The following is a 16,876-nucleotide window of genomic DNA, read 5'->3' as shown; positions in this document are numbered from 1 at the left end:
AGTCCGGGGAGCCCACGCATCCTCCTCGCAACGAGCTGAGGCCCCCGGCGCCCTCGTGCGGCCCAACCGCCGAGCCCACCGGTTCAAGCCCACTCCAGGGCCCCCGCGTCGAGCCGGGGACCTACCCTTCCCCCGAGGACGTGCGGCACATCTGCGCCATGCGGGACCTGGTGGTCCGCAACCAGGCGGTGACGCAGAGCTACTCCGACCTGTCCAACGCCGTGGGTCAGCTCCTGGGCACGGAGAACGCCAACTGGTCCACCTTCGCGACCTGGGCCTCGAAGCAAGCCGGCGTGAGCATCCGCGGCGAGGACATGCCCAGGTTCTTCACGGACGTGCTCAAGGGGCTCGACGGCGTCACACGGCCGCTCTCCAACGTCGATGACCTGCTGCGCAAGCTGGGCCTGCCCGCCCTTCCCCTGGCGGACATCGGCTCAGCCGGCAATGACGCCATCCAGAACGTCAGCCTGGCCATCTCCGAGGGCAACAAGCGGGTGTTCGAGGAGGTGGGCCAGGAGCTCTCCCGCTTCGTGGCGGCCTTCCAGGGCGACACCCAGTACGACACGGCGAAAGTCGCGCAGTACCTGAGCGAGTTCCCCGCCGACAAGCCGGTGCTGGAGGAAGCCTTCGGCCACTACGCCCAGGCCATGTTCGAGACAGACCCGAAGAAGAAAGCCGAGCTGATGCTCCTGGCCAATAACAAGGTGGGGCTGCACGAGCAGCGAAGGCTCCAGCCGCAAATCGAGCAGGCGCTCAACGCCCCCATGAAGGAGACCTTCCACGGCATCCTGCGACAGACCATCGAGGCGCAAATCAACGCGCTCCCCTTCCCCGCCAACCTCGCGGGCAAGGCGGCACTGAAGTCAGGCGTGGTGGACGCCGCGCTCGGCCCCGTGGTGGAGCGCACGGCCAGCGCGTTCCGCCGCCTCGCCACCGAGCACATGATGAAGCTGGTCGTTCCCGGAAGCGCGCTGAAGCTGGGCAATGATTTGCCGCCGCCTCCGGGCATGGAGTCCACGCTCTTCCCGCCGCACCTGCGCACCATCGAAAACCCCGAGCTGCGAAAGCTGCTGGCGCAGTTCGACAAGAGCCCGGACAGCCTCGAGGGCACCGGGGCGGAAGACTGGAGCCGCCTGGACCAGCGGATGAACTACATCATCGACCTCTTCCGCTCGCGTCAGTCAGACCCGGCCCTGTTCGACCCGCCGTTCGGTCGGCGCGTCGCATAGGCTCGACGGCACGGCTGCGACGCCCAGGGACGCAACTTTTCCCAGTTTCAGCCGATACTGGAGAAGATGACACCCCCCAGAATCGGTACCCGTGTCCCCGCCCGTCCCACCGAGCTCCGCGAGCCGCCCCGCCCCGCTCGCAACGAGGTCAAGCCCCAGGCCCAGGTGACCCGGCCCGGCATGTCCGGGGTGTCCCAGTTCGAGTCCACGCCCGCCCGGCAGCAGCCGGTCGCGCTGAATGCCCCCGCGGCCCTGGCGCGCGGCCCGAGCGTCGCGCCGGGCAGCTACCCCACCGCCGCGGACGTGCGGAACATCGCCGCCATGCAGGACCCGGTGGCGCGCAACCACGCGATTACCCAGGGTTATTCGGACCTGTCCAACGCCGTGGGTCAGCTGCTGGGCACGGAGAACGCCAACTGGTCCACCTTCGGGACCTGGGCCTCGAAGCAGGCCGGCGTGAGCATCCGTGGCGAGGACATGCCCAAGTTCTTCACCGACGCGCTCAAGGGCGCCGACGACGTCATGGGGCCGCTGTCCAAGGTGGACGACGTGCTGCGCAAGCTGGGCCTCCCCTCGTTGCCGCTGGGTGACATCGCCGCGGCGGGCAATCAGGCGCTCCAGAACCTCAGCAAGGCCATCGCCGACGGCAACAAGCTGGTGTTCGAGGAGGTGGGCCAGGAGTTCGCCCGCTTCGTGGAGACCTTCCAGGGCGACACCCAGCATGACGCCGCCAAGGTGGAGCAGTACCTGAGCGGCTTCCCCGCGGACAAGCCGCTGCTGAAGGAGGCCTTCGGCCACTACGCCCAGGCCATGTTCGAGAAGGACCCGAACAAGAAGGCCGAGCTGATGCTCCTGGCCAACAACCAGGTGGGCCTGCACGAGCAGACGCAGCTGCAGCCCTACGTCGACAAGGCGCTCAACTCGCCGGTGCAGGACACCTTCCGCGACATCCTCAAGCAGACCGTCGAGTCGCAAATCAACGCGCTCCCCTTCCCCGCCAACCTCGCGGGCAAGGCGGCCTTGAAGACGGGCCTGGTGGACGCTGCGCTGAACCCCGTGGTGGATGGCGTGGCGAACGTGTTCCGCCGCGTCGCCACCGAGCACATGATGAAGCTGGCCGTGCCGGGCGGCGCGCTGAAGCTGGGCAACGATTTGCCCCCGCCTCCGGGCATGGAGTCCACGCTCTTCCCGCCGCACCTGCGCTCCATCGAGAACCCCGAGCTGCGCGCGCTGCTGAGCCAGCTCGACAAGAGCCAGGACAGCCTCAAGGGCTCCGGGGCGAAGGACTGGAGCAAGCTGGACCAGCGGATGAACTACATCGTCGACCTCTTCCGCTCGCGGCAGTCGGACCCGGCGCTGTTCGACCCGCCGTTCGGCCAGCGGGGCACCTACCCGGTGGCGCCCTCGGCGCCGCGCGTCAGCTAGCAGGCGGAGGCCGCCAGCCCCCTTTCAGTCACACGCAGGTGGTGTGAGCGCCAGGTCCCCTGGCGCCGCGGGCGATTTCTGAGCGCCCGGCTGTGATGAATCCCTTCGCAGCGCGAATAACTCCGTCGACACGCGCAATCGTGCTGGCAACGGACACATTCGATGGGATTCCCCCACCACCATGGCCACTGACGAACACACTCGCTTCGAGGCCCTGCTCCAGGGCCACCGGGGCATCGTGCTGAAGGTGGCCAACAGCTACGCCTGGAGCGCCGAGGACCGCGCGGACCTGGCGCAAGAAATCGCCGCCCAGGTGTGGCGTTCATTCCCTTCCTACAATCCAGCGCGGCCATTCTCGACCTGGATGTACCGCATCGCGCTGAACGTGGCGATCACCCACGTTCGCAGCCACACCCACCATCAACGCCACGCCGTGCCACTGGACGACTCCGTGCACGACATCGCGGACGGCAATGCAGCCGACCCGGAGGCAGCGGCACGGCAACAGTTCCTCCTCCGGCTCATCGCGGCGCAAGCGCCACTCGATCGCGCCCTGCTCCTGCTCTACCTCGAGGAGCGCAGCACGCGCGAAATCGCTGACGTCCTCGGCATCAGCGAAAGCAACGTCACCACCAAAATCAATCGTCTCAAGCAACGCATCCGCGACCAGGTCGCGCTTTCGGAAAGTGACTGACATGGAGTCAATCATGGAGCTCGATGAGTTGAAGCAGGCCTGGCAGACCCTGGGACGGCAACTGGAGCGCAACGAGGCCATCGGACGACAACTGCTCCGCGACCAGAAGCTCGCGGGCGCGCGCAAGAGCCTGCTCCCGCTGGCCGTGGGACAGAGCCTCCAGATTCTGTTCGGCATCGCCTGCATCCTGCTCGGCGTGGCCTGCTGGTCGCAGCATGCGGGCGTGCCCCACGTCCTGGCCGCTGGCATCACCCTGCACGCCTACGGCATTGCCATCATCCTGCTGGGAGGCATCACCCTCGGGCGGCTCCGCCGCATCGACTACTCAAGCCCGGTGCTGACCATCCAGAAGGACGTCCTGGCGTTGCGGCGGCTCTACATCCGCGGCGGCATGGCGGCCGGCCTGCCCTGGTGGATGCTGTGGGTCCCCGCCGCGATGGTGCTCGCGGCGCTGGTGGGCGTGGACCTGTACGCGCGCGCCCCCGTGATGGTCTGGAGCGGGCTCGCGTCCGGCATCCTGGGCCTGCTGGCGACGTGGGGATTCCACCGCTGGACGCGTCACCCGAAGCGGGCCGCGCTCGGCAAGAAGCTGGATGACAGCGCCGCGGGCCACAGCATCCGCCGCAGCCAGCGCATCCTCGACGAGGTCGCCGCCTTCGAACGAGAGTGAGCCACCGCGGCCCGGCTCACGCCTCGTCGACGACGAACTGCTCCAGCCGGGCGATGCCCAGCTTCTTCATCCGGCTCTGGAGCGTGGACGGCTTGAGCCCCAGCAGCGCCGCGGCCCCGTTGGCGCCGTAGACGCGGCCCCGGGTGAGCGTGAGCACCCGCATGATGTGCTCGCGCTGCACGGCCGCCAGCGTCAGCACCGGGGCCAGCTTCGGCCCTCCTGTCGCGGGCGCCGGCTCCTCCGGCGGGGCCGCCACCCCGGCCGCGCCGCGCGTGGGCACGTCGAAGGCCTCCGGCCCCAGCTCCGTCCCGCGCGTGAGGATGGTGGCCCGCTCCAGCGCGTTGGCCAGCTCGCGCAGGTTGCCCGGCCACTCGTAGGCCTCCAGCCGCGCCACGCCCTCCGGCGTCACCCGCATGCCCCGCCGCCCCGTCCGGAGCGCCTGTTCCTCCAGGAGGAAGGCGCACAGCTGAGGCAGGTCCTCGCGGCGCTCGCGCAGCGGCGGCAGGCGCAGGGGAAACACGCTCAAGCGGTAGTAGAGGTCCTCGCGGAAGCGCTTCTGGGCAATGGCCTGCTGGAGGTCCACGTGCGTGGCCGCCAGGATGCGCACGTCCGCGCGCACCGTCTTGTCGCTGCCCACCGGCTCGAACGTCTTCTCCTGCAGCGCCCGCAGCAGCTTGGCCTGGAGGTCGAAGGGCAGCTCGCCCACCTCATCCAGCAGCAGCGTGCCGCCATGCGCCATCTGGAAGCGTCCAGCCCGGTCCTTCGTGGCGCCGGTGAAGGCGCCCTTCACGTGGCCGAAGAGCTCGCTCTCCAGCAGGCCCGCCGGAATGGCCGCGCAGTTGAGCGTGACGAAGGGCTGGTCCGCGCGGGCGCTCCAGCGGTGGATGGCGCGCGCCAGCCGCTCCTTGCCCGTGCCCGTCTCACCGGTAATCAGCACCGGCGTGTCCGTCTCCGCCACCTGCCGCGCCCGCCGCGCCAGGTCTCGCATCATCGGGCTCCGCGACGTCTCGAGGATGCCCTCCGAGTCTCCGCCGAGCTGCGCCTCCAGCAGCTTCGCGTGCTCGTGGTCCTGACGGTGGAGCCGCTCGAAGGTGGCGCGCTGCTCGGCCGCTTGAATCGCCGTGGCCAGCATCTGCCCGTACACCTCCACCAGGTCCACCACGGGCTGGGGGTACGTCTCACACTCGGCGCGGTCCAGGGAGAGCACGCCGTAGCAGCGCTCGCCCGCGCACAGCGGCACCACCATGCACGAATGCCCTGGCGGCAAATCCAGCACGCCGTCGAAAGGGTCCCCGTCCCCGTGGGCATGGTCCTCTTCCGTGAAGGCCTTCGCCCGCCGCGTCTCCAGGGCCTGCCGCAGCGAGGGGAACTCCGACAGCTGCAGCGAGTGCTGCCGCACCTTCGCGTTGGCCAACGGCCCCCGCGCGGCCACCGACACCAGCCGGCCCTCCTTGAGGAGGAACACCGTGGCCAGGTCGAAGCGCACCACCCGCGTCAGCCAGTCGAGCCCACGGCGCAGCAAATCACCGACGGAGTCCTCCGCCGTTGCCAGCTCGATGAGGTCCCGAGCGTCCTTCATGCCGTCGATGGCGCCTGAAATGTCGTCCTGCATGCCTCCGAGATAATAGGATTCCACCGAAATTGCAGTGCCGCGGACACCGAGATTTCGGGGTCCGCCCTCCAGGCAACCCGCCAGGCGGCGAGAATCGACGCAGCCCGGGCGCTCCGGAGCCCTGCTACCCGTTGTAGGTGAACGGAGCACGCGTTCGCGGCCACACATTCGAGCCGTCGCCTGTCCGAGGAGGATGCAACCACGTGAGGCTTCTCGTATTTTCCGCCCCGCGCTCGTGAGGGCCACAAACCGAAATTGCAGTGGCGAGCCGCACCGAGATTTCGTTAGACACCGACCCAGCGGCACCGACCCAGCAGGGGTGAAATCCAACCCCTTGGAATCATTGATTCGAAGTTCTGGCACGGTGACTGCTATGCGGTAGGACAGAACACATTCACCGGGGTCGGCGCACCGCCGGGCCCCCATCCCAAGGAGCCGTAATGCTGACCGTTGGCGACAAGATCCCGAACTTCAAGGTGAAGGCCACCGTGTCCCTGGAGAAGGGCAAGGAGTTCCAGGACATCACGAACGAGACCTTCAAGGGCAAGTGGCTGGTCCTGTTCGCGTGGCCGAAGGACTTCACCTTCATCTGCCCCACGGAGATCGCGGAGTTCGGCAAGAAGAACAAGGACTTCGCTGACCGTGACGCGCAGGTGCTCGGCCTGAGCACCGACAGCGAGTTCGTGCACCACGCGTGGCGCACGCACCACCCGGACCTGAAGAACCTGCCCTTCCCGATGCTGGCGGACCTGAAGCACGAGCTGTGCAACGCGCTGGGCATCCTCCACAAGGAGGAGGGCGTGGCCCTCCGCGCGACGTTCATCGCGGACCCCGAGGGCATCATCCGCCACGTGACGGTCAACGACCTGTCCGTGGGCCGCAACGTCGCCGAGACGGTGCGCACGCTGGACGCGCTCCAGACGGACGAGCTGTGCCCCTGCAACTGGACCAAGGGTGAGGAGACCCTGACCCAGAAGCTGTCGAAGGCGGGGTAATCCACCATGGCCTCGCTCGAAGTCGTCCGCTCTGAGCTGGCGGACTCCCACAAGGACACCCGCCTCAACCTCCAGGGTGTCCTGGAAGGTGGCAGCCTCACCCCGGAGCAGCGTTGGGGTGTGGCCGTGGCATGCGCCTTCGCCGCTCGGAACGAGCGGCTGAAGGAGGCCATGCTCAACGAGGCGAAGAAGGCCCTCGCGAACCCCGAGCCTGTCATCGAGGACGCGCGTGCGGCGGCGTCGCTGATGGCGATGAACAACGTGTACTACCGCTTCCGGCACATGATCGGGAAGGAGTCGTACTCGACCAAGCGCGCCGGACTGCGGATGAACCGACTCGCGCAGGTGCTGACGAACAAGGTGGACTTCGAGCTGGTCTGCCTCGCCGTCAGCGCCATCAACGGCTGCGAGATGTGCATGCAGACCCACGAGAAGGTCGTGCTGGAAGGCGGCCTCTCCGAGGACCAGGTGCACGACGCGGTTCGCATCGCGTCGGTCATCAACGCGGCGGCGGTGGGGCTGGAGTCTTAAGCCCCGCTGTCGCGAGGCATCGCCGAAGTCTCAAGCGCCCTCCGGTGGAGACACCGGGGGGCGCTCCCTTTTTGTCCGTCGCGCATCCAACCCGCCGACACCGACCAGCACTCAGCCGAAAGGAAGACACCATGTACCGCAGCCCCAGCCCCCTGCCCGAGAAGGCCCGCGCCGCCATCGCTGATTCACTCAACGAGCGGCTCGCGGACGGGCTCGACCTGCACTCGCAAATCAAGGTCGCGCACTGGAACATCAAGGGCCCGCAGTTCGCCTCGCTTCACCCGCTGTTCGAGACGTTCGCGGTGAGCCTGGCCACGCACAACGACTCCATCGCCGAGCGCGCGGTGACGCTGGGTGGCAGGGCCTACGGCACCAGCCGCCACGTGGGCAAGGCGAGCCGCCTGCCGGAGTATCCGCAGGACACCACGCGCGACATGGAACACGTGAAGCTGCTGGCCGAGCGCATCGAAATCTACCTGGACGGCCTGCGAAAGAGCCGCGCCCTCTTCATCGAGAACGGCGACTCCGACTCCGAGGGCCTCACCACGGACATCATCACCGAGTTCGAGAAGCACGCGTGGTTCCTGCGCGCTTCGCTCGAAGGCTGAACCGCCTCACCCGGACGGGCCCGCCGGGGCTGTGCACCCCACTGCACGCACGCCTCGGGCCCCTTGCCGGCCGCGCCTCGTGTTCTCGCGAGGTTGCGCCGGGCATGGCGGTTGCTCTCCACGGGGGCAGGACTCGCCGCGAGGCCGCGGTGTCGTGCAACCCCCTGGAGAAGCGCCCATGCGACGCATCACCTGCCTTGCCCTCACCGTCTTCGTCACCGCCTGTGGCGGCGGCGCCCCCACGCAGGAGGAAGTGGACGCCGCCCGTCAGCGCGTGGAGCGCGTGGTGGCGGCCTCGCATCAGGTGCGCGGCGCGCTGGAAGCCCTGGGCGTGCTGCCGGTGTACACCTGCGGTGAGCCCCGGCGCGCCTTCCTCGGCGCCGCCGCGCAGGACGTGCGCACGCGGTGGTCCTGCGCCCGCGCCGAGGTGGAGCCCCATGACAGCGTGACGGACCGCGTGGTGCTCACCTTCGATGAGGGCGGCTGTGACGTGCACGGCCTGCGCTTCGCCGGCCAGGCCGCGTTCCTCTACCGCGGCGGCGAGGACCTCATGGAGGTGGAGGCGGACCTGCGCGGGCTGACGGTGGACGGACACCCGCTCCAGGCGGAGGTGGGCTACGGCACCTGCGGCGACGAGACGCGCCTGTGGGCGGACGCGCAGGGCGGCGTCCCTGGACGCCAGGGCCACACGTTCCGCGTCGATGGCCGCGTGGGCCTGCGCGCCGGCCTGCCCGTGCTGGGCGGCACGTCGCTGGTGCTGGAAGGCCCAGGCGAGCTGACGGGCCCTCATGGCACCGACCGCCTCACGCTGACGGGGCTGCACTACGAGGTGGGCGAATACCTGCCGAAGGAGGGCACCGTGGTGCTGGAGACGGCGGACGGGCGGCGCGTGGAAGCCCGCTTCCAGCCCGTCCTGTGGCGCCTGGGCAAGGCCGAGGTGACGGTCGACGACCTGGAGCCGGTGACGGTGCCCATCGTCCGCTGAGCGGGCGCGCGCGAGGCAGCGCGCGCGGCGCGGACTTCCGCTAGGGTGTGACGCCGTGAGCGACGACGTTCCCCTTCCGGCATTCCGCGCCGTGCCCCGCACCGGCGTCATCTTCGTCACCGCCGAGGCCACCCGCCGCGGCTACCGCTCCAGCGACCCGGAGTGGTGCAACCTGGGCCAGGGCCAGCCGGAGACGGGAGACCTCCCCGGCGCGCCGCCCCGGCTGAACCAGGTCACCATCGACGTGGCCGACATGGAGTACGCCCCCGTCGCCGGCCTCTGGGAGGTGCGCGAGTCCATCGCCAGCCTCTACAACCGGCTCTACCGCCGGGGCCTGCCCAGCCAGTACAGCGCGGAGAACGTGTGCCTGTCCGGCGGCGGACGCGCGGCCCTCACCCGCGCCGCGGCCAGCCTGGGCGCCATCAACCTGGGCCACTTCCTGCCGGACTACACGGCCTACGAGGAGCTGCTGGACGTCTTCAAGGCGTTCACCGCCATCCCCATCCTCCTGGAGGGTGAGCGCGGCTACGCCTTCACCGCGGAGGACCTGCGGCGCGAGGTGCAGGGCCGCGGCCTGTCGGCGCTGCTCTTCTCCAACCCCTGCAACCCCACCGGCAAGCTGGTGCACGGCGAGGAGATGGCGCGCTGGGTGAGCGTGGCCCGCGAGCACGAGTGCGCGCTGCTCGTCGACGAGTTCTATTCGCACTACATCTGGACGGGCCGCCCCGGGCACCTGCCGGTGGAGAGCGCCGCCCGCTACGTGGAGGACGTGAACAAGGACCCGGTGGTCCTGTTCGACGGCTTCACGAAGAACTGGCGCTACCCGGGCTGGCGCATGACGTGGACGGTGGGGCCGCGGCAGGTCATCGAGGCCGTCTCCAGCGCCGGCAGCTTCCTGGATGGCGGTGGCAGCCGGCCGCTCCAGCGCGCGGCGATTCAGCTCCTCCAGGAAGAGCCCGTGGTGGCGGAGACGATGGCCATCCACAACGCCTTCCGGGAGAAGCGGGACCGCTTCCACTCCCGGCTGGAGCGCATCGGCATCCGCACGGACCGCGCGCCGGACGGCACCTTCTACGTCTGGGGCAACGTGTCCGGCCTGCCGGCGCCGCTCAACGACGGCATGGGCTTCTTCCGCGCCGCGCTGGACCAGAAAATCATCGCCGTGCCGGGCGAGTTCTTCGACGTGAACCCCGGCAAGCGCCGCGCGCGGCCCTCGCGCTTCCGCGGCTACGTGCGCCTGTCCTTCGGCCCCTCCCTGGAGACGCTGGAGAAGGCCCTGTCGCGGCTGGAGGCCATGGTGCTCCACTACTCGCGCACGCCGGGCCAGCCAGCGCCCTGACGTGAGCCGGCCCGGCCCCTCCACGCGAGGGTGCCGGGCCAGGACGCCTCACGCCGTGCTCAGCGGGGCGCGCCGCGCGTGCCGCGCTCGGGGACGACCCACAGGTAGAGCGTCCGCCCCTCGCTCTCCACCGTCTTGGCCGGCGCCCAGTCCCCCATGTCGAAGCTGTGCGACACGATGCGCGTGCCTGGCTTCAGCTCCGAGAGCAGCTTGGACTTGAGCCGCTCGTTGACGGAGGGCAGCAGGTAGAGCGTCACCACCGACGCGTCACTGATGTCCGCGTCGAAGAGGTCTCCCTGGCGGAACTCCACCTTGTTCTTCACGCCCGCCTTGCTCGCGTTCTGGTTGGCCTCGGCGATGCGCTCCGGGTTGATGTCCACGCCCACGGCGTGCTTCGCCCCGTGCTTCCGCACCGCGGAGATGACGATGCGGCCGTCTCCGCTGCCCAAATCATAGACGGTGTCCCCGGGCTTCACGCTGGCCAGGGACAGCATCCCGTCCACGGTGCCCTCCGGCGTGGGGACGAAGGGGACCTCGGGTGCCTGCACCGCGCTGCCCGCGGAGCCGCCGACCTGCACCGTCACCGTCTGCTGCGTCGTTGAAACACCCGCGGCGTTCGCGGCCATGCCCACCGTGAAGGTGAGAACCCCCATCATTCGCTTCATGTCGCCTCCTTCGTTCGCTGCAACTTGGAAGAACCCCCGCGGGTGCGCGCCGTCTCCACGGCGAGGAGCACACCGCCGGTGCCCAGCACGGCGAGCCCCGCGAGCGCGCCCATGCCGGTGAAGGCCAGACTGGAATAGAGGACATAGGCGCAGATGCCGATGAAGAGCAGCGGCGTGAGCGGATACAGCGGCACGCGGAACGGCCGTGGCGCGTCCGGCTCACGCACGCGCAGCACCAGCAGCGACACGCCCGTCAGCAGGAAGAAGAACCAGAAGACAGGCGCGGTGTACTCCACCATCGTCTCGAAGCCCCGACGAGTCAGCGTCCCCAGCCCCACCAGCACAAGGGAGATGGCCCCCTGCACCAGCAGCGCGCGGGACGGGCCATTGGACTTCGCGTGCCACTGCCCCAGGCCGTTGAACAGCACGCTGTCCCGCCCGAAGGCATAGTGGGTCCGCGCGCCGGTGAGCACCGTGGCGTTGGCGGACGTCAGCGCGGAGATGGCGATGAGGACGCTCAGCACCAGCGCGCCCCCGCTGCCCACCGCGCGCTGCATCAGGTCCGCGGCCACCGCCTCCGAGCGCGCCATGCCCTCCAGGCCCAGGCCGCGCAGGTAGGCCACGTTGACCAGCAGGTACAGCGCCGTCACCAGCCCGATGCTCGCCAGCAGCGACCAGGCGATGGTGCGCCGCGGGCCCCGCACCTCCGAGGACAGGTAGGCCACCTCGTTCCAGCCGCCATACGTCAGCAGCACGAACACCATGGCCAGGCCCCAGGCCGTGCCCGACGCCGCGGCCGGCGCGGGCGCGGCCCCCGCGGCGCCCAGGGCGGGGGTGAACAGCAGCCCTACGATGATGACGGCGCCCACGCCCAGGACCTCCAGGGCCGTGAGCAGGTTCTGCGCGCGCGTCCCCTGCCGGAGCCCGGCGATGTTCACCGCCGTCAGCCCCACCACCAGCGCGGCCGCGTAGACGGGCGACGAATACGGCCCCAGGGGGAAGAGCTGCGTGGCGTAGTCCCCGAAGACGAAGGCCAGCAGCGCGATGGAGCCGGTGGGGATGACGGTCAGCCGCGCCCACGCGAAGAGGAAGGCGGGCCCCTTGCCCAGCGCGCGGAACAGGTAGTGGTACTCCCCGCCCGGGTGCGGCCAGGCGCTGGCCAGCTCCGCGTAACACAGCGCGCCCACCAGCGACGCGACGCCGCCCAGGAGCCACGTGAGCAGCATGGCTCCGCCGCTGGCGGACTGCGCGGCCACCAGCGAGGGCGCCTTGAAGATGCCCGCCCCCAGGACGATGCCCACCGTCAAGGCCATCACATCCGTCACCCGCAACGACGGCGACGGCGTGGCCTCACCACGCTCGACGACTTCCAATCCTGCTTGCGGCTCTTGCATGGTGTTGTGCTCCACGCGCCTCGGCAGCCCCCGCCGTCCGGCGCAACTTGAGGCCGGGGTCCGGCCGTGGGGAGGATGAGCCTAGAGAGCGCCCCCTCTCCGTCCATGAGACGGAGGGCTCCTCCGCACTGCCGTGGACAGGGCGCCACCTCCGGACTGGCGAGCGGACACCTCCTCGTCCCCGACGCGGTGGCTCTATGCTGGGCGTCAATGAGACTCCCGTCGTCCCGGCTGGCCCTGCTGTGTCTGCTCTACTTCGTGCAGGGCCTGCCCTTCGGCTTCCAGGCCACCGCCCTGCCGGTGTACCTGCGCTCGCAGGGCGTATCGCTGACCACCATTGGACTGCTCGGCGCGCTGTGGCTGCCCTGGGCCCTCAAGGCGCTCTGGGCGCCCCTGGTGGACCGGTATGGCTCGGCGCGCATCGGCCGGCGCAAGTCGTGGATTCTGCCCATGCAGGCGGGGCTCGCGGCCAGCTGCGCCGCGGCGGCCGTCGCGGCTTCGCGGGACGCGCTGCCCGTCCTGCTGGCGCTCATCTTCCTGATGAACCTGTTCGCCGCCACGCAGGACATCGCGGTGGATGGCTTCGCCGTGGACACCCTGCGCCCCAGCGAGCTGGGCCTGGGCAACACCGCGCAGGTGGTGGGCTACAAGCTGGGGATGCTGACGGGCGGCGGGCTGCTGGTGTGGGCCAGCGCGCGCATCGGCTGGTCCGGCCTCTTCGTCGCCATGGCGCTGCTGTGTCTGGCCGTCTTCACGGTGATGCTCTTCGCCCGGGAGGCCCCACCCGAGCCCCATGCCACGCCCGGCGCCCGGCGGGAGCCGGACTTTCGCGAGCTGTTCCAGCGGCTCAAGCAGGCGCTCCTGCTTCCGGGCGCGGGCTGGCTGCTGCTCTTCATCGCCACGTACAAGCTGGGCGAGAGCATGTCCGACGTGCTCTTCAAGCCATTCCTCGTCGACGCGGGCTTCACCCCCGCGCGGATTGGCCTGTGGGTGGGCACGTGGGGCACGGGCGCGTCCATCGCCGGCTCACTGGCCGGAGGCCTGCTGGCCTCGCGCATGCCGCTGCTGGGCGCCGTGGGGCTCACCGCGTCCCTGCGGGTGGTGCCCCTGGTGGGACGGTGGCTGCTGGCCACGGGCGGCGTCACCGACGCGGGCGTCATCGGCGTCACCCTGGCCGAGGAGTTCTTCGGCGGCGCCCTCACCACGGTGATGTTCGCCTTCATGATGTCCCGCGTGGACCGCCGCATCGGCGCCACGCACTACACGCTGCTCGCCAGCCTGGAGGTCTGGGGCAAGGCGCCCGCGGGCCCACTCGCGGGCTGGCTCGCGGACGCAAGGCACGGGCTCGGCCTGGGCTACGCGCCCGTCTTCTTGCTGGGCATCGTCCTGTCCGCGGCCTTCCTGGTGCTGCTGGTGCCCATGCGGCGTCGGCAGCCCGCTCCGAGCACCGCGCTCAACACCGCGTGAGTCGAGGCCACACGGCGGACGGAGCCTGGAGCGCCGTCAGCCCTCCACGGGCGGCGTGTCGGGGAGCTCCGCCGAGCGCCACATGTACCAGCTGGCCACCGAGCGCCAGGGCCTCCAGCGCTCGCCAAAGGCGAACAGCGCCTTGGGCTTGGGCATCTCCGGCAGGCCATAGGCCTTCATGAAGCCCTTGCGCACGCCGTAGTCGTCCACGGGCAGCACGTCCGGCCGCTCGAGCTGGAACATGAGCAGCATCTCCACCGTCCACTGACCAATGCCGCGCACCTGGGTGAAGTGCTCGATGAGCTCGGCGTCGTCCATGCGCCGCACCTTGGCCAGCGGCGGCACGGTGCCGTCCAGCGTCTTGCGCGCCAGGTCCTGGAGCGCGGCCAGCTTGTTGGCGGACAGGCCCGCTTCGCGCAGCGACGTGTCCGGCACCGTCAGCAGCGCCTGGGGCGTGAACTTCCGTCCCGAGCCCACGCGCTCGCACACGCGGCCGAAGATGGTGGCGGCCGCCTTGCCGTGGAGCTGCTGGTAGACGATGGACTCCGCCAGCGCGCCGAACGGGCTGTGCAGCGGACGCACCTGGAGGCGGAAGGGGCCCACCTGCTTCATCAACGCGCCCAGCGTCGGGTCCGCGCGCGACAGAGCACGGCGGACCGCGGGCGTGTAGTAGCTGGGGTATCGAATGACGTCGGGAGGAGGACGTGGCATGGGCGGCGACCATGATGCCGCCGCCCAGCCCCCTTCACGCAACCCGATTCGCGCGGCAAGACGCGCCGCGGCTCAAATCGGCGCGGCGTGCTCCGTCTCGGACGGGACCTGGGTGCGAGGCTCGCCTTCCATCAGCTCCTCGAACTCCTGCTGCATCTGGACGCCCAGGTCCACGAGCTGCTCCTTGGACAGGAGCTTGCGGACCTTCTTGAAGAGCTCGCCCTCCTCCTCTTCGACGTGGTGCTCAATCTGCTCCTGGAGCACCTGCATCTTCGCGTCGAACTCATCGTCCGACGGCTCCAGGTCCAGCAGGTCGGCGATGAGGCGCTTGGCGGACAGGTGCTCCTCGGCGGCCTCGCGCAGCAGGTCCTCCGTGTCCTGGGCCTTGGCCGCGGGATAGAAGTACTGCTCCTCGATGGAGGCGTGCGCGCTCAAGCGGTCGGAGATCATCTCGAAGAGCTCCTGGCGCTTCACCTCCGCACCCTCCGAGAGCTTCTCGTACTTCTTGAACAGCTTCTTCACCTCGTCGTGCTGCTGCGTCAACAGTGCGATAGCGTCCATGTTCGCCCTCTCCCGTGTGGATGATGTGTCGTGTTGAGGTGTGAAGACGTGTGGCTCAGCTCGGCAGCTTCTTCGTCGGCAGGTCCTTCACCGCGGGGCCGTTGAGCACCTTGCCGGTGGGACTGAAGCGCCCCCCGTGACAGGGACAGTCCCAGGAGCGCTCCGCGCCGTTCCAGTGCACGTGGCAGCCCAGGTGCGTACACACCGGGGACACCGCGTGCGAGGTGCCGTCCTCCGCGCGGTACACCGCGACCTTCTGTCCCGCCACCTCCAGGACCTTGCCCTCGCCGGGCGCCACGTCCGCCAGCCGGTGCCCGTCAGGCCGTGACAGGCGGTCCGCGACGAAGTGGAAGGCGACCTCCGCGTTCTCCTGGATGAAGTCCTTCGCGCCCGCGTGCGGCTTCACCCGCGTCGCCGAGTAGAGCGCGGCGAAGGGGTTCTGCTTGTCGAGGATGGCGTCGGAGAGAATCATCCCCGCCAGCGTGCCGAACGTCATGCCCGTGCCGGAGAAGCCGGTGGCCACGTACACGTGGCGGCTGGCCGTGTTGCGGCCGATGTAGGCCAGCCCGTCCGCGGGCTCGATGACCTGGCCAGACCAGCGGTGGGTGATGTCCGTCACCGGGAAGCGCCGCAGCGTGTACGCCTCCAGCGCGGCGTAGCGCCGGGGGGTGTCCTCGTCGGTGCCGACCTTGTGGTCCTCGCCGCCCACGATGACGTAGGCGCGCCCGTTCACCTGCTGCGTGCGGATGTAGTGATAGGGCTCCTGGCTGTCTTGGTACTGGCCCGGCTCCAGCGGTCCGTTGAGCGGCCCCGCCACCGCGTAGGTGCGGTAGGGGTAGAGCTTGGTGTGCATGGCCACGCGATTGAGCGGCGTGGTGGTGGCCTCCACCACGGCCGCGGCGGTGACGGTGCCCCGGTCGGTGACGACGCGGCAGGGCGCGCCGCCATGGACCTCCGTCACCCGCGTGTTCTCGAAGAGGTGGCTGCCGTCACCCGGAATCCGGTCCGCCAGCGCCAGCAGGTACTTGCGAGGATGGAAGAGCGCCTGGTCCTCCACCCGCAGGGCCCCCTTCACGGGGTACGGCAGCGGCACGTCCTGGGTGAAGGACGCCAGCAGACCGGCCTCGCGCGCGGCGGTGACCTCGTGGTGCAGGTCCGCCAGCTCGCGCTCCGTCTCCGCGTAGCGGTACATGGGCACGCGCTGGAAGTCACAGTCGATGCCGAGCTCGTCGACCAGCGCGGCGATCTGCTCGATGGCCGCGCGGCTGGAGGACGCCGCGAGCTGGGCTCCCTTCTCCCCGAAGTCGCGCCGCAACGTGGTGTAGGGCGTGTCGAGCACCTCGGTGAGGTGCGCGGTCGTCTGGCCCGTCTGCCCCGACAGGATGCGGTGCATGTCCAGCACCGCCACGCGCTTGCCAGCACGCTTCAGGAGCCACGCCGTGGTCAGCCCCGCCATTCCCGCACCAATGATGGCCACGTCCACCGTCACGTCGCCCGGCAGCGCCGGGAAGTCGCGCGGGGGGGCCGTCACCGTCCAAAGCGACCTGTGCGCCCGCTGCTCGTCATCCATGGCCCAAGGCTAGGAACGGGGCCCCGGAGCGATAAGCCATGGGAGCGGGCCACGCGGCTGCCTGCCTACCCAGCTTCGAAGCGCGGCAGATGTACACGGGCGAACATTGTCAGCCCGCTCGTGTTCGCAAATCACGGTGCGGGCAAGCCTGTCCTGGGGTGGCTCGCCGTCGCGCGCTACAAGACCTGGCCCCAGGAGCCAAGGAGCTTCGACGATGCCCGTGGAAAGATTGGCTGGGAGCGCCAGCCTCGTCGACGTCCTGGACCGGGTGCTGGACCGGGGTCTGCGCTGGGACGCGAACGTCCGCGGGCAGGCGCTCCGGGACTGGCCACCCGCGTCCACGCACCCCATCGTGGTGAAGTTCGTGGAGGTGCGAACGCCCACCCCTCCTTCCCGCGGAGCCTGACGCAGTGGCCCCTC

Annotated in this window: 17 protein-coding genes; 11 read left to right on the top strand and 6 right to left on the bottom strand. The window is 69.8% G+C overall.

All coding sequences use genetic code 11. The features are described from left to right. Positions 1-35: 35 nt before the first annotated feature. The 4 genes from G4D87_RS17330 (at position 36) to G4D87_RS17315 (ending at position 4,018) form a co-directional block, all read left to right on the top strand. On the top strand, positions 36-1,229 hold the full coding sequence (locus tag G4D87_RS17330; protein ID WP_163783180.1) for a hypothetical protein: 1,194 nt from the start codon (positions 36-38) through the stop codon (positions 1,227-1,229). 66 nt (positions 1,230-1,295) lie between these two features. Continuing rightward, positions 1,296-2,654, top strand: coding sequence for a hypothetical protein (locus tag G4D87_RS17325; protein WP_163783179.1), 1,359 nt, complete (start codon positions 1,296-1,298; stop codon positions 2,652-2,654). A gap of 181 nt (positions 2,655-2,835) precedes the next feature. Then, entirely contained in the window at positions 2,836-3,348 is a 513-nt protein-coding gene (locus G4D87_RS17320) for an RNA polymerase sigma factor (RefSeq protein ID WP_163783178.1), read from the top strand. 13 nt (positions 3,349-3,361) lie between these two features. Then, positions 3,362-4,018 carry a serine/threonine protein kinase gene (locus tag G4D87_RS17315; protein WP_163783177.1) on the top strand — a complete coding sequence of 219 codons (657 nt, stop codon included), beginning with the start codon at positions 3,362-3,364 and terminating at the stop codon, positions 4,016-4,018. Between the two features lie 16 nt (positions 4,019-4,034). Here the strand turns inward: G4D87_RS17315 and G4D87_RS17310 are convergent, their stop codons facing one another. Further along, positions 4,035-5,630, bottom strand: coding sequence for a sigma 54-interacting transcriptional regulator (locus G4D87_RS17310; protein WP_163783176.1), 1,596 nt, complete (start codon positions 5,628-5,630; stop codon positions 4,035-4,037). 440 nt (positions 5,631-6,070) lie between these two features. On the opposite strand from G4D87_RS17310, the gene G4D87_RS17305 reads away from it, so the two are divergent. From G4D87_RS17305 to G4D87_RS17285, 5 genes are all read left to right on the top strand, one after another. Continuing rightward, entirely contained in the window at positions 6,071-6,625 is a 555-nt protein-coding gene (locus G4D87_RS17305; RefSeq protein WP_163783175.1) for a peroxiredoxin, read from the top strand. 6 nt (positions 6,626-6,631) lie between these two features. Then, the gene (locus tag G4D87_RS17300) at positions 6,632-7,156 is read left to right on the top strand and encodes a carboxymuconolactone decarboxylase family protein (protein WP_163783174.1); all 525 of its coding nucleotides are present in this window, start codon (positions 6,632-6,634) and stop codon (positions 7,154-7,156) included. A gap of 131 nt (positions 7,157-7,287) precedes the next feature. Next, complete coding sequence (gene dps / locus G4D87_RS17295) at positions 7,288-7,764, top strand: DNA starvation/stationary phase protection protein Dps (protein WP_163783173.1); 477 nt, start codon at positions 7,288-7,290, stop codon at positions 7,762-7,764. A gap of 178 nt (positions 7,765-7,942) precedes the next feature. Then, positions 7,943-8,749 carry a hypothetical protein gene (locus G4D87_RS17290; protein ID WP_240358347.1) on the top strand — a complete coding sequence of 269 codons (807 nt, stop codon included), beginning with the start codon at positions 7,943-7,945 and terminating at the stop codon, positions 8,747-8,749. A 55-nt stretch (positions 8,750-8,804) separates the two neighbouring features. Beyond that, complete coding sequence (locus G4D87_RS17285; protein ID WP_163783172.1) at positions 8,805-10,088, top strand: pyridoxal phosphate-dependent aminotransferase; 1,284 nt, start codon at positions 8,805-8,807, stop codon at positions 10,086-10,088. A gap of 59 nt (positions 10,089-10,147) precedes the next feature. On the opposite strand, the gene G4D87_RS17280 is transcribed toward G4D87_RS17285, so the two are convergent. Next, positions 10,148-10,753: a methyltransferase domain-containing protein gene (locus G4D87_RS17280; RefSeq protein ID WP_163783171.1), complete on the bottom strand. Its 606-nt coding sequence runs from the start codon at positions 10,751-10,753 to the stop codon at positions 10,148-10,150. After that, on the bottom strand, positions 10,750-12,147 hold the full coding sequence (locus G4D87_RS17275; RefSeq protein ID WP_240358346.1) for an APC family permease: 1,398 nt from the start codon (positions 12,145-12,147) through the stop codon (positions 10,750-10,752). The genes G4D87_RS17280 and G4D87_RS17275 overlap by 4 nt, the downstream gene beginning before the upstream one ends. A gap of 210 nt (positions 12,148-12,357) precedes the next feature. Between G4D87_RS17275 and G4D87_RS17270 the strand changes: the two genes are divergently transcribed. Beyond that, positions 12,358-13,614 (top strand): MFS transporter, encoded by a 1,257-nt coding sequence (locus tag G4D87_RS17270; protein ID WP_163783169.1) that lies wholly within the window; start codon positions 12,358-12,360, stop codon positions 13,612-13,614. A gap of 36 nt (positions 13,615-13,650) precedes the next feature. Here G4D87_RS17270 and G4D87_RS17265 read toward each other — a convergent pair whose 3' ends face one another. The 3 genes from G4D87_RS17265 to G4D87_RS17255 form a co-directional block, all read right to left on the bottom strand. Then, positions 13,651-14,325, bottom strand: a complete 675-nt coding sequence (locus G4D87_RS17265) for a DNA-3-methyladenine glycosylase family protein (protein WP_163783168.1) — start codon at positions 14,323-14,325, stop codon at positions 13,651-13,653. Between the two features lie 72 nt (positions 14,326-14,397). Beyond that, positions 14,398-14,886 (bottom strand): hemerythrin domain-containing protein, encoded by a 489-nt coding sequence (locus G4D87_RS17260; protein WP_163783167.1) that lies wholly within the window; start codon positions 14,884-14,886, stop codon positions 14,398-14,400. A gap of 55 nt (positions 14,887-14,941) precedes the next feature. Continuing rightward, complete coding sequence (locus G4D87_RS17255) at positions 14,942-16,456, bottom strand: FAD-dependent oxidoreductase (protein WP_163783166.1); 1,515 nt, start codon at positions 16,454-16,456, stop codon at positions 14,942-14,944. Between the two features lie 214 nt (positions 16,457-16,670). Between G4D87_RS17255 and G4D87_RS17250 the strand changes: the two genes are divergently transcribed. Then, the gene (locus G4D87_RS17250) at positions 16,671-16,862 is read left to right on the top strand and encodes a hypothetical protein (protein ID WP_163783165.1); all 192 of its coding nucleotides are present in this window, start codon (positions 16,671-16,673) and stop codon (positions 16,860-16,862) included. Positions 16,863-16,876 lie beyond the last annotated feature (14 nt).

The sequence above is a fragment of the Myxococcus vastator genome (assembly GCF_010894475.1).
In the GTDB taxonomy this organism is placed as follows: domain Bacteria; phylum Myxococcota; class Myxococcia; order Myxococcales; family Myxococcaceae; genus Myxococcus; species Myxococcus vastator.
This window is presented reverse-complemented; position numbering and strand designations above follow the sequence as displayed.

Bases quoted from the DNA above. Each gene is read 5' to 3' on its own strand.
- G4D87_RS17325 (WP_163783179.1), top strand. From the start codon at position 1,296: ATGACACCCCCCAGAATCGGTACCCGTGTCCCCGCCCGTCCCACCGAG.
- G4D87_RS17320 (WP_163783178.1), top strand. From the start codon at position 2,836: ATGGCCACTGACGAACACACTCGCTTCGAGGCCCTGCTCCAGGGCCAC.
- G4D87_RS17315 (WP_163783177.1), top strand. From the start codon at position 3,362: ATGGAGCTCGATGAGTTGAAGCAGGCCTGGCAGACCCTGGGACGGCAA.
- G4D87_RS17310 (WP_163783176.1), bottom strand. From the start codon at position 5,630: ATGCAGGACGACATTTCAGGCGCCATCGACGGCATGAAGGACGCTCGG.
- G4D87_RS17305 (WP_163783175.1), top strand. From the start codon at position 6,071: ATGCTGACCGTTGGCGACAAGATCCCGAACTTCAAGGTGAAGGCCACC.
- G4D87_RS17300 (WP_163783174.1), top strand. From the start codon at position 6,632: ATGGCCTCGCTCGAAGTCGTCCGCTCTGAGCTGGCGGACTCCCACAAG.
- dps (WP_163783173.1), top strand. From the start codon at position 7,288: ATGTACCGCAGCCCCAGCCCCCTGCCCGAGAAGGCCCGCGCCGCCATC.
- G4D87_RS17290 (WP_240358347.1), top strand. From the start codon at position 7,943: ATGCGACGCATCACCTGCCTTGCCCTCACCGTCTTCGTCACCGCCTGT.
- G4D87_RS17280 (WP_163783171.1), bottom strand. From the start codon at position 10,753: ATGAAGCGAATGATGGGGGTTCTCACCTTCACGGTGGGCATGGCCGCG.
- G4D87_RS17275 (WP_240358346.1), bottom strand. From the start codon at position 12,147: ATGCAAGAGCCGCAAGCAGGATTGGAAGTCGTCGAGCGTGGTGAGGCC.
- G4D87_RS17270 (WP_163783169.1), top strand. From the start codon at position 12,358: ATGAGACTCCCGTCGTCCCGGCTGGCCCTGCTGTGTCTGCTCTACTTC.
- G4D87_RS17265 (WP_163783168.1), bottom strand. From the start codon at position 14,325: ATGCCACGTCCTCCTCCCGACGTCATTCGATACCCCAGCTACTACACG.
- G4D87_RS17260 (WP_163783167.1), bottom strand. From the start codon at position 14,886: ATGGACGCTATCGCACTGTTGACGCAGCAGCACGACGAGGTGAAGAAG.
- G4D87_RS17255 (WP_163783166.1), bottom strand. From the start codon at position 16,456: ATGGATGACGAGCAGCGGGCGCACAGGTCGCTTTGGACGGTGACGGCC.
- G4D87_RS17250 (WP_163783165.1), top strand. From the start codon at position 16,671: ATGCCCGTGGAAAGATTGGCTGGGAGCGCCAGCCTCGTCGACGTCCTG.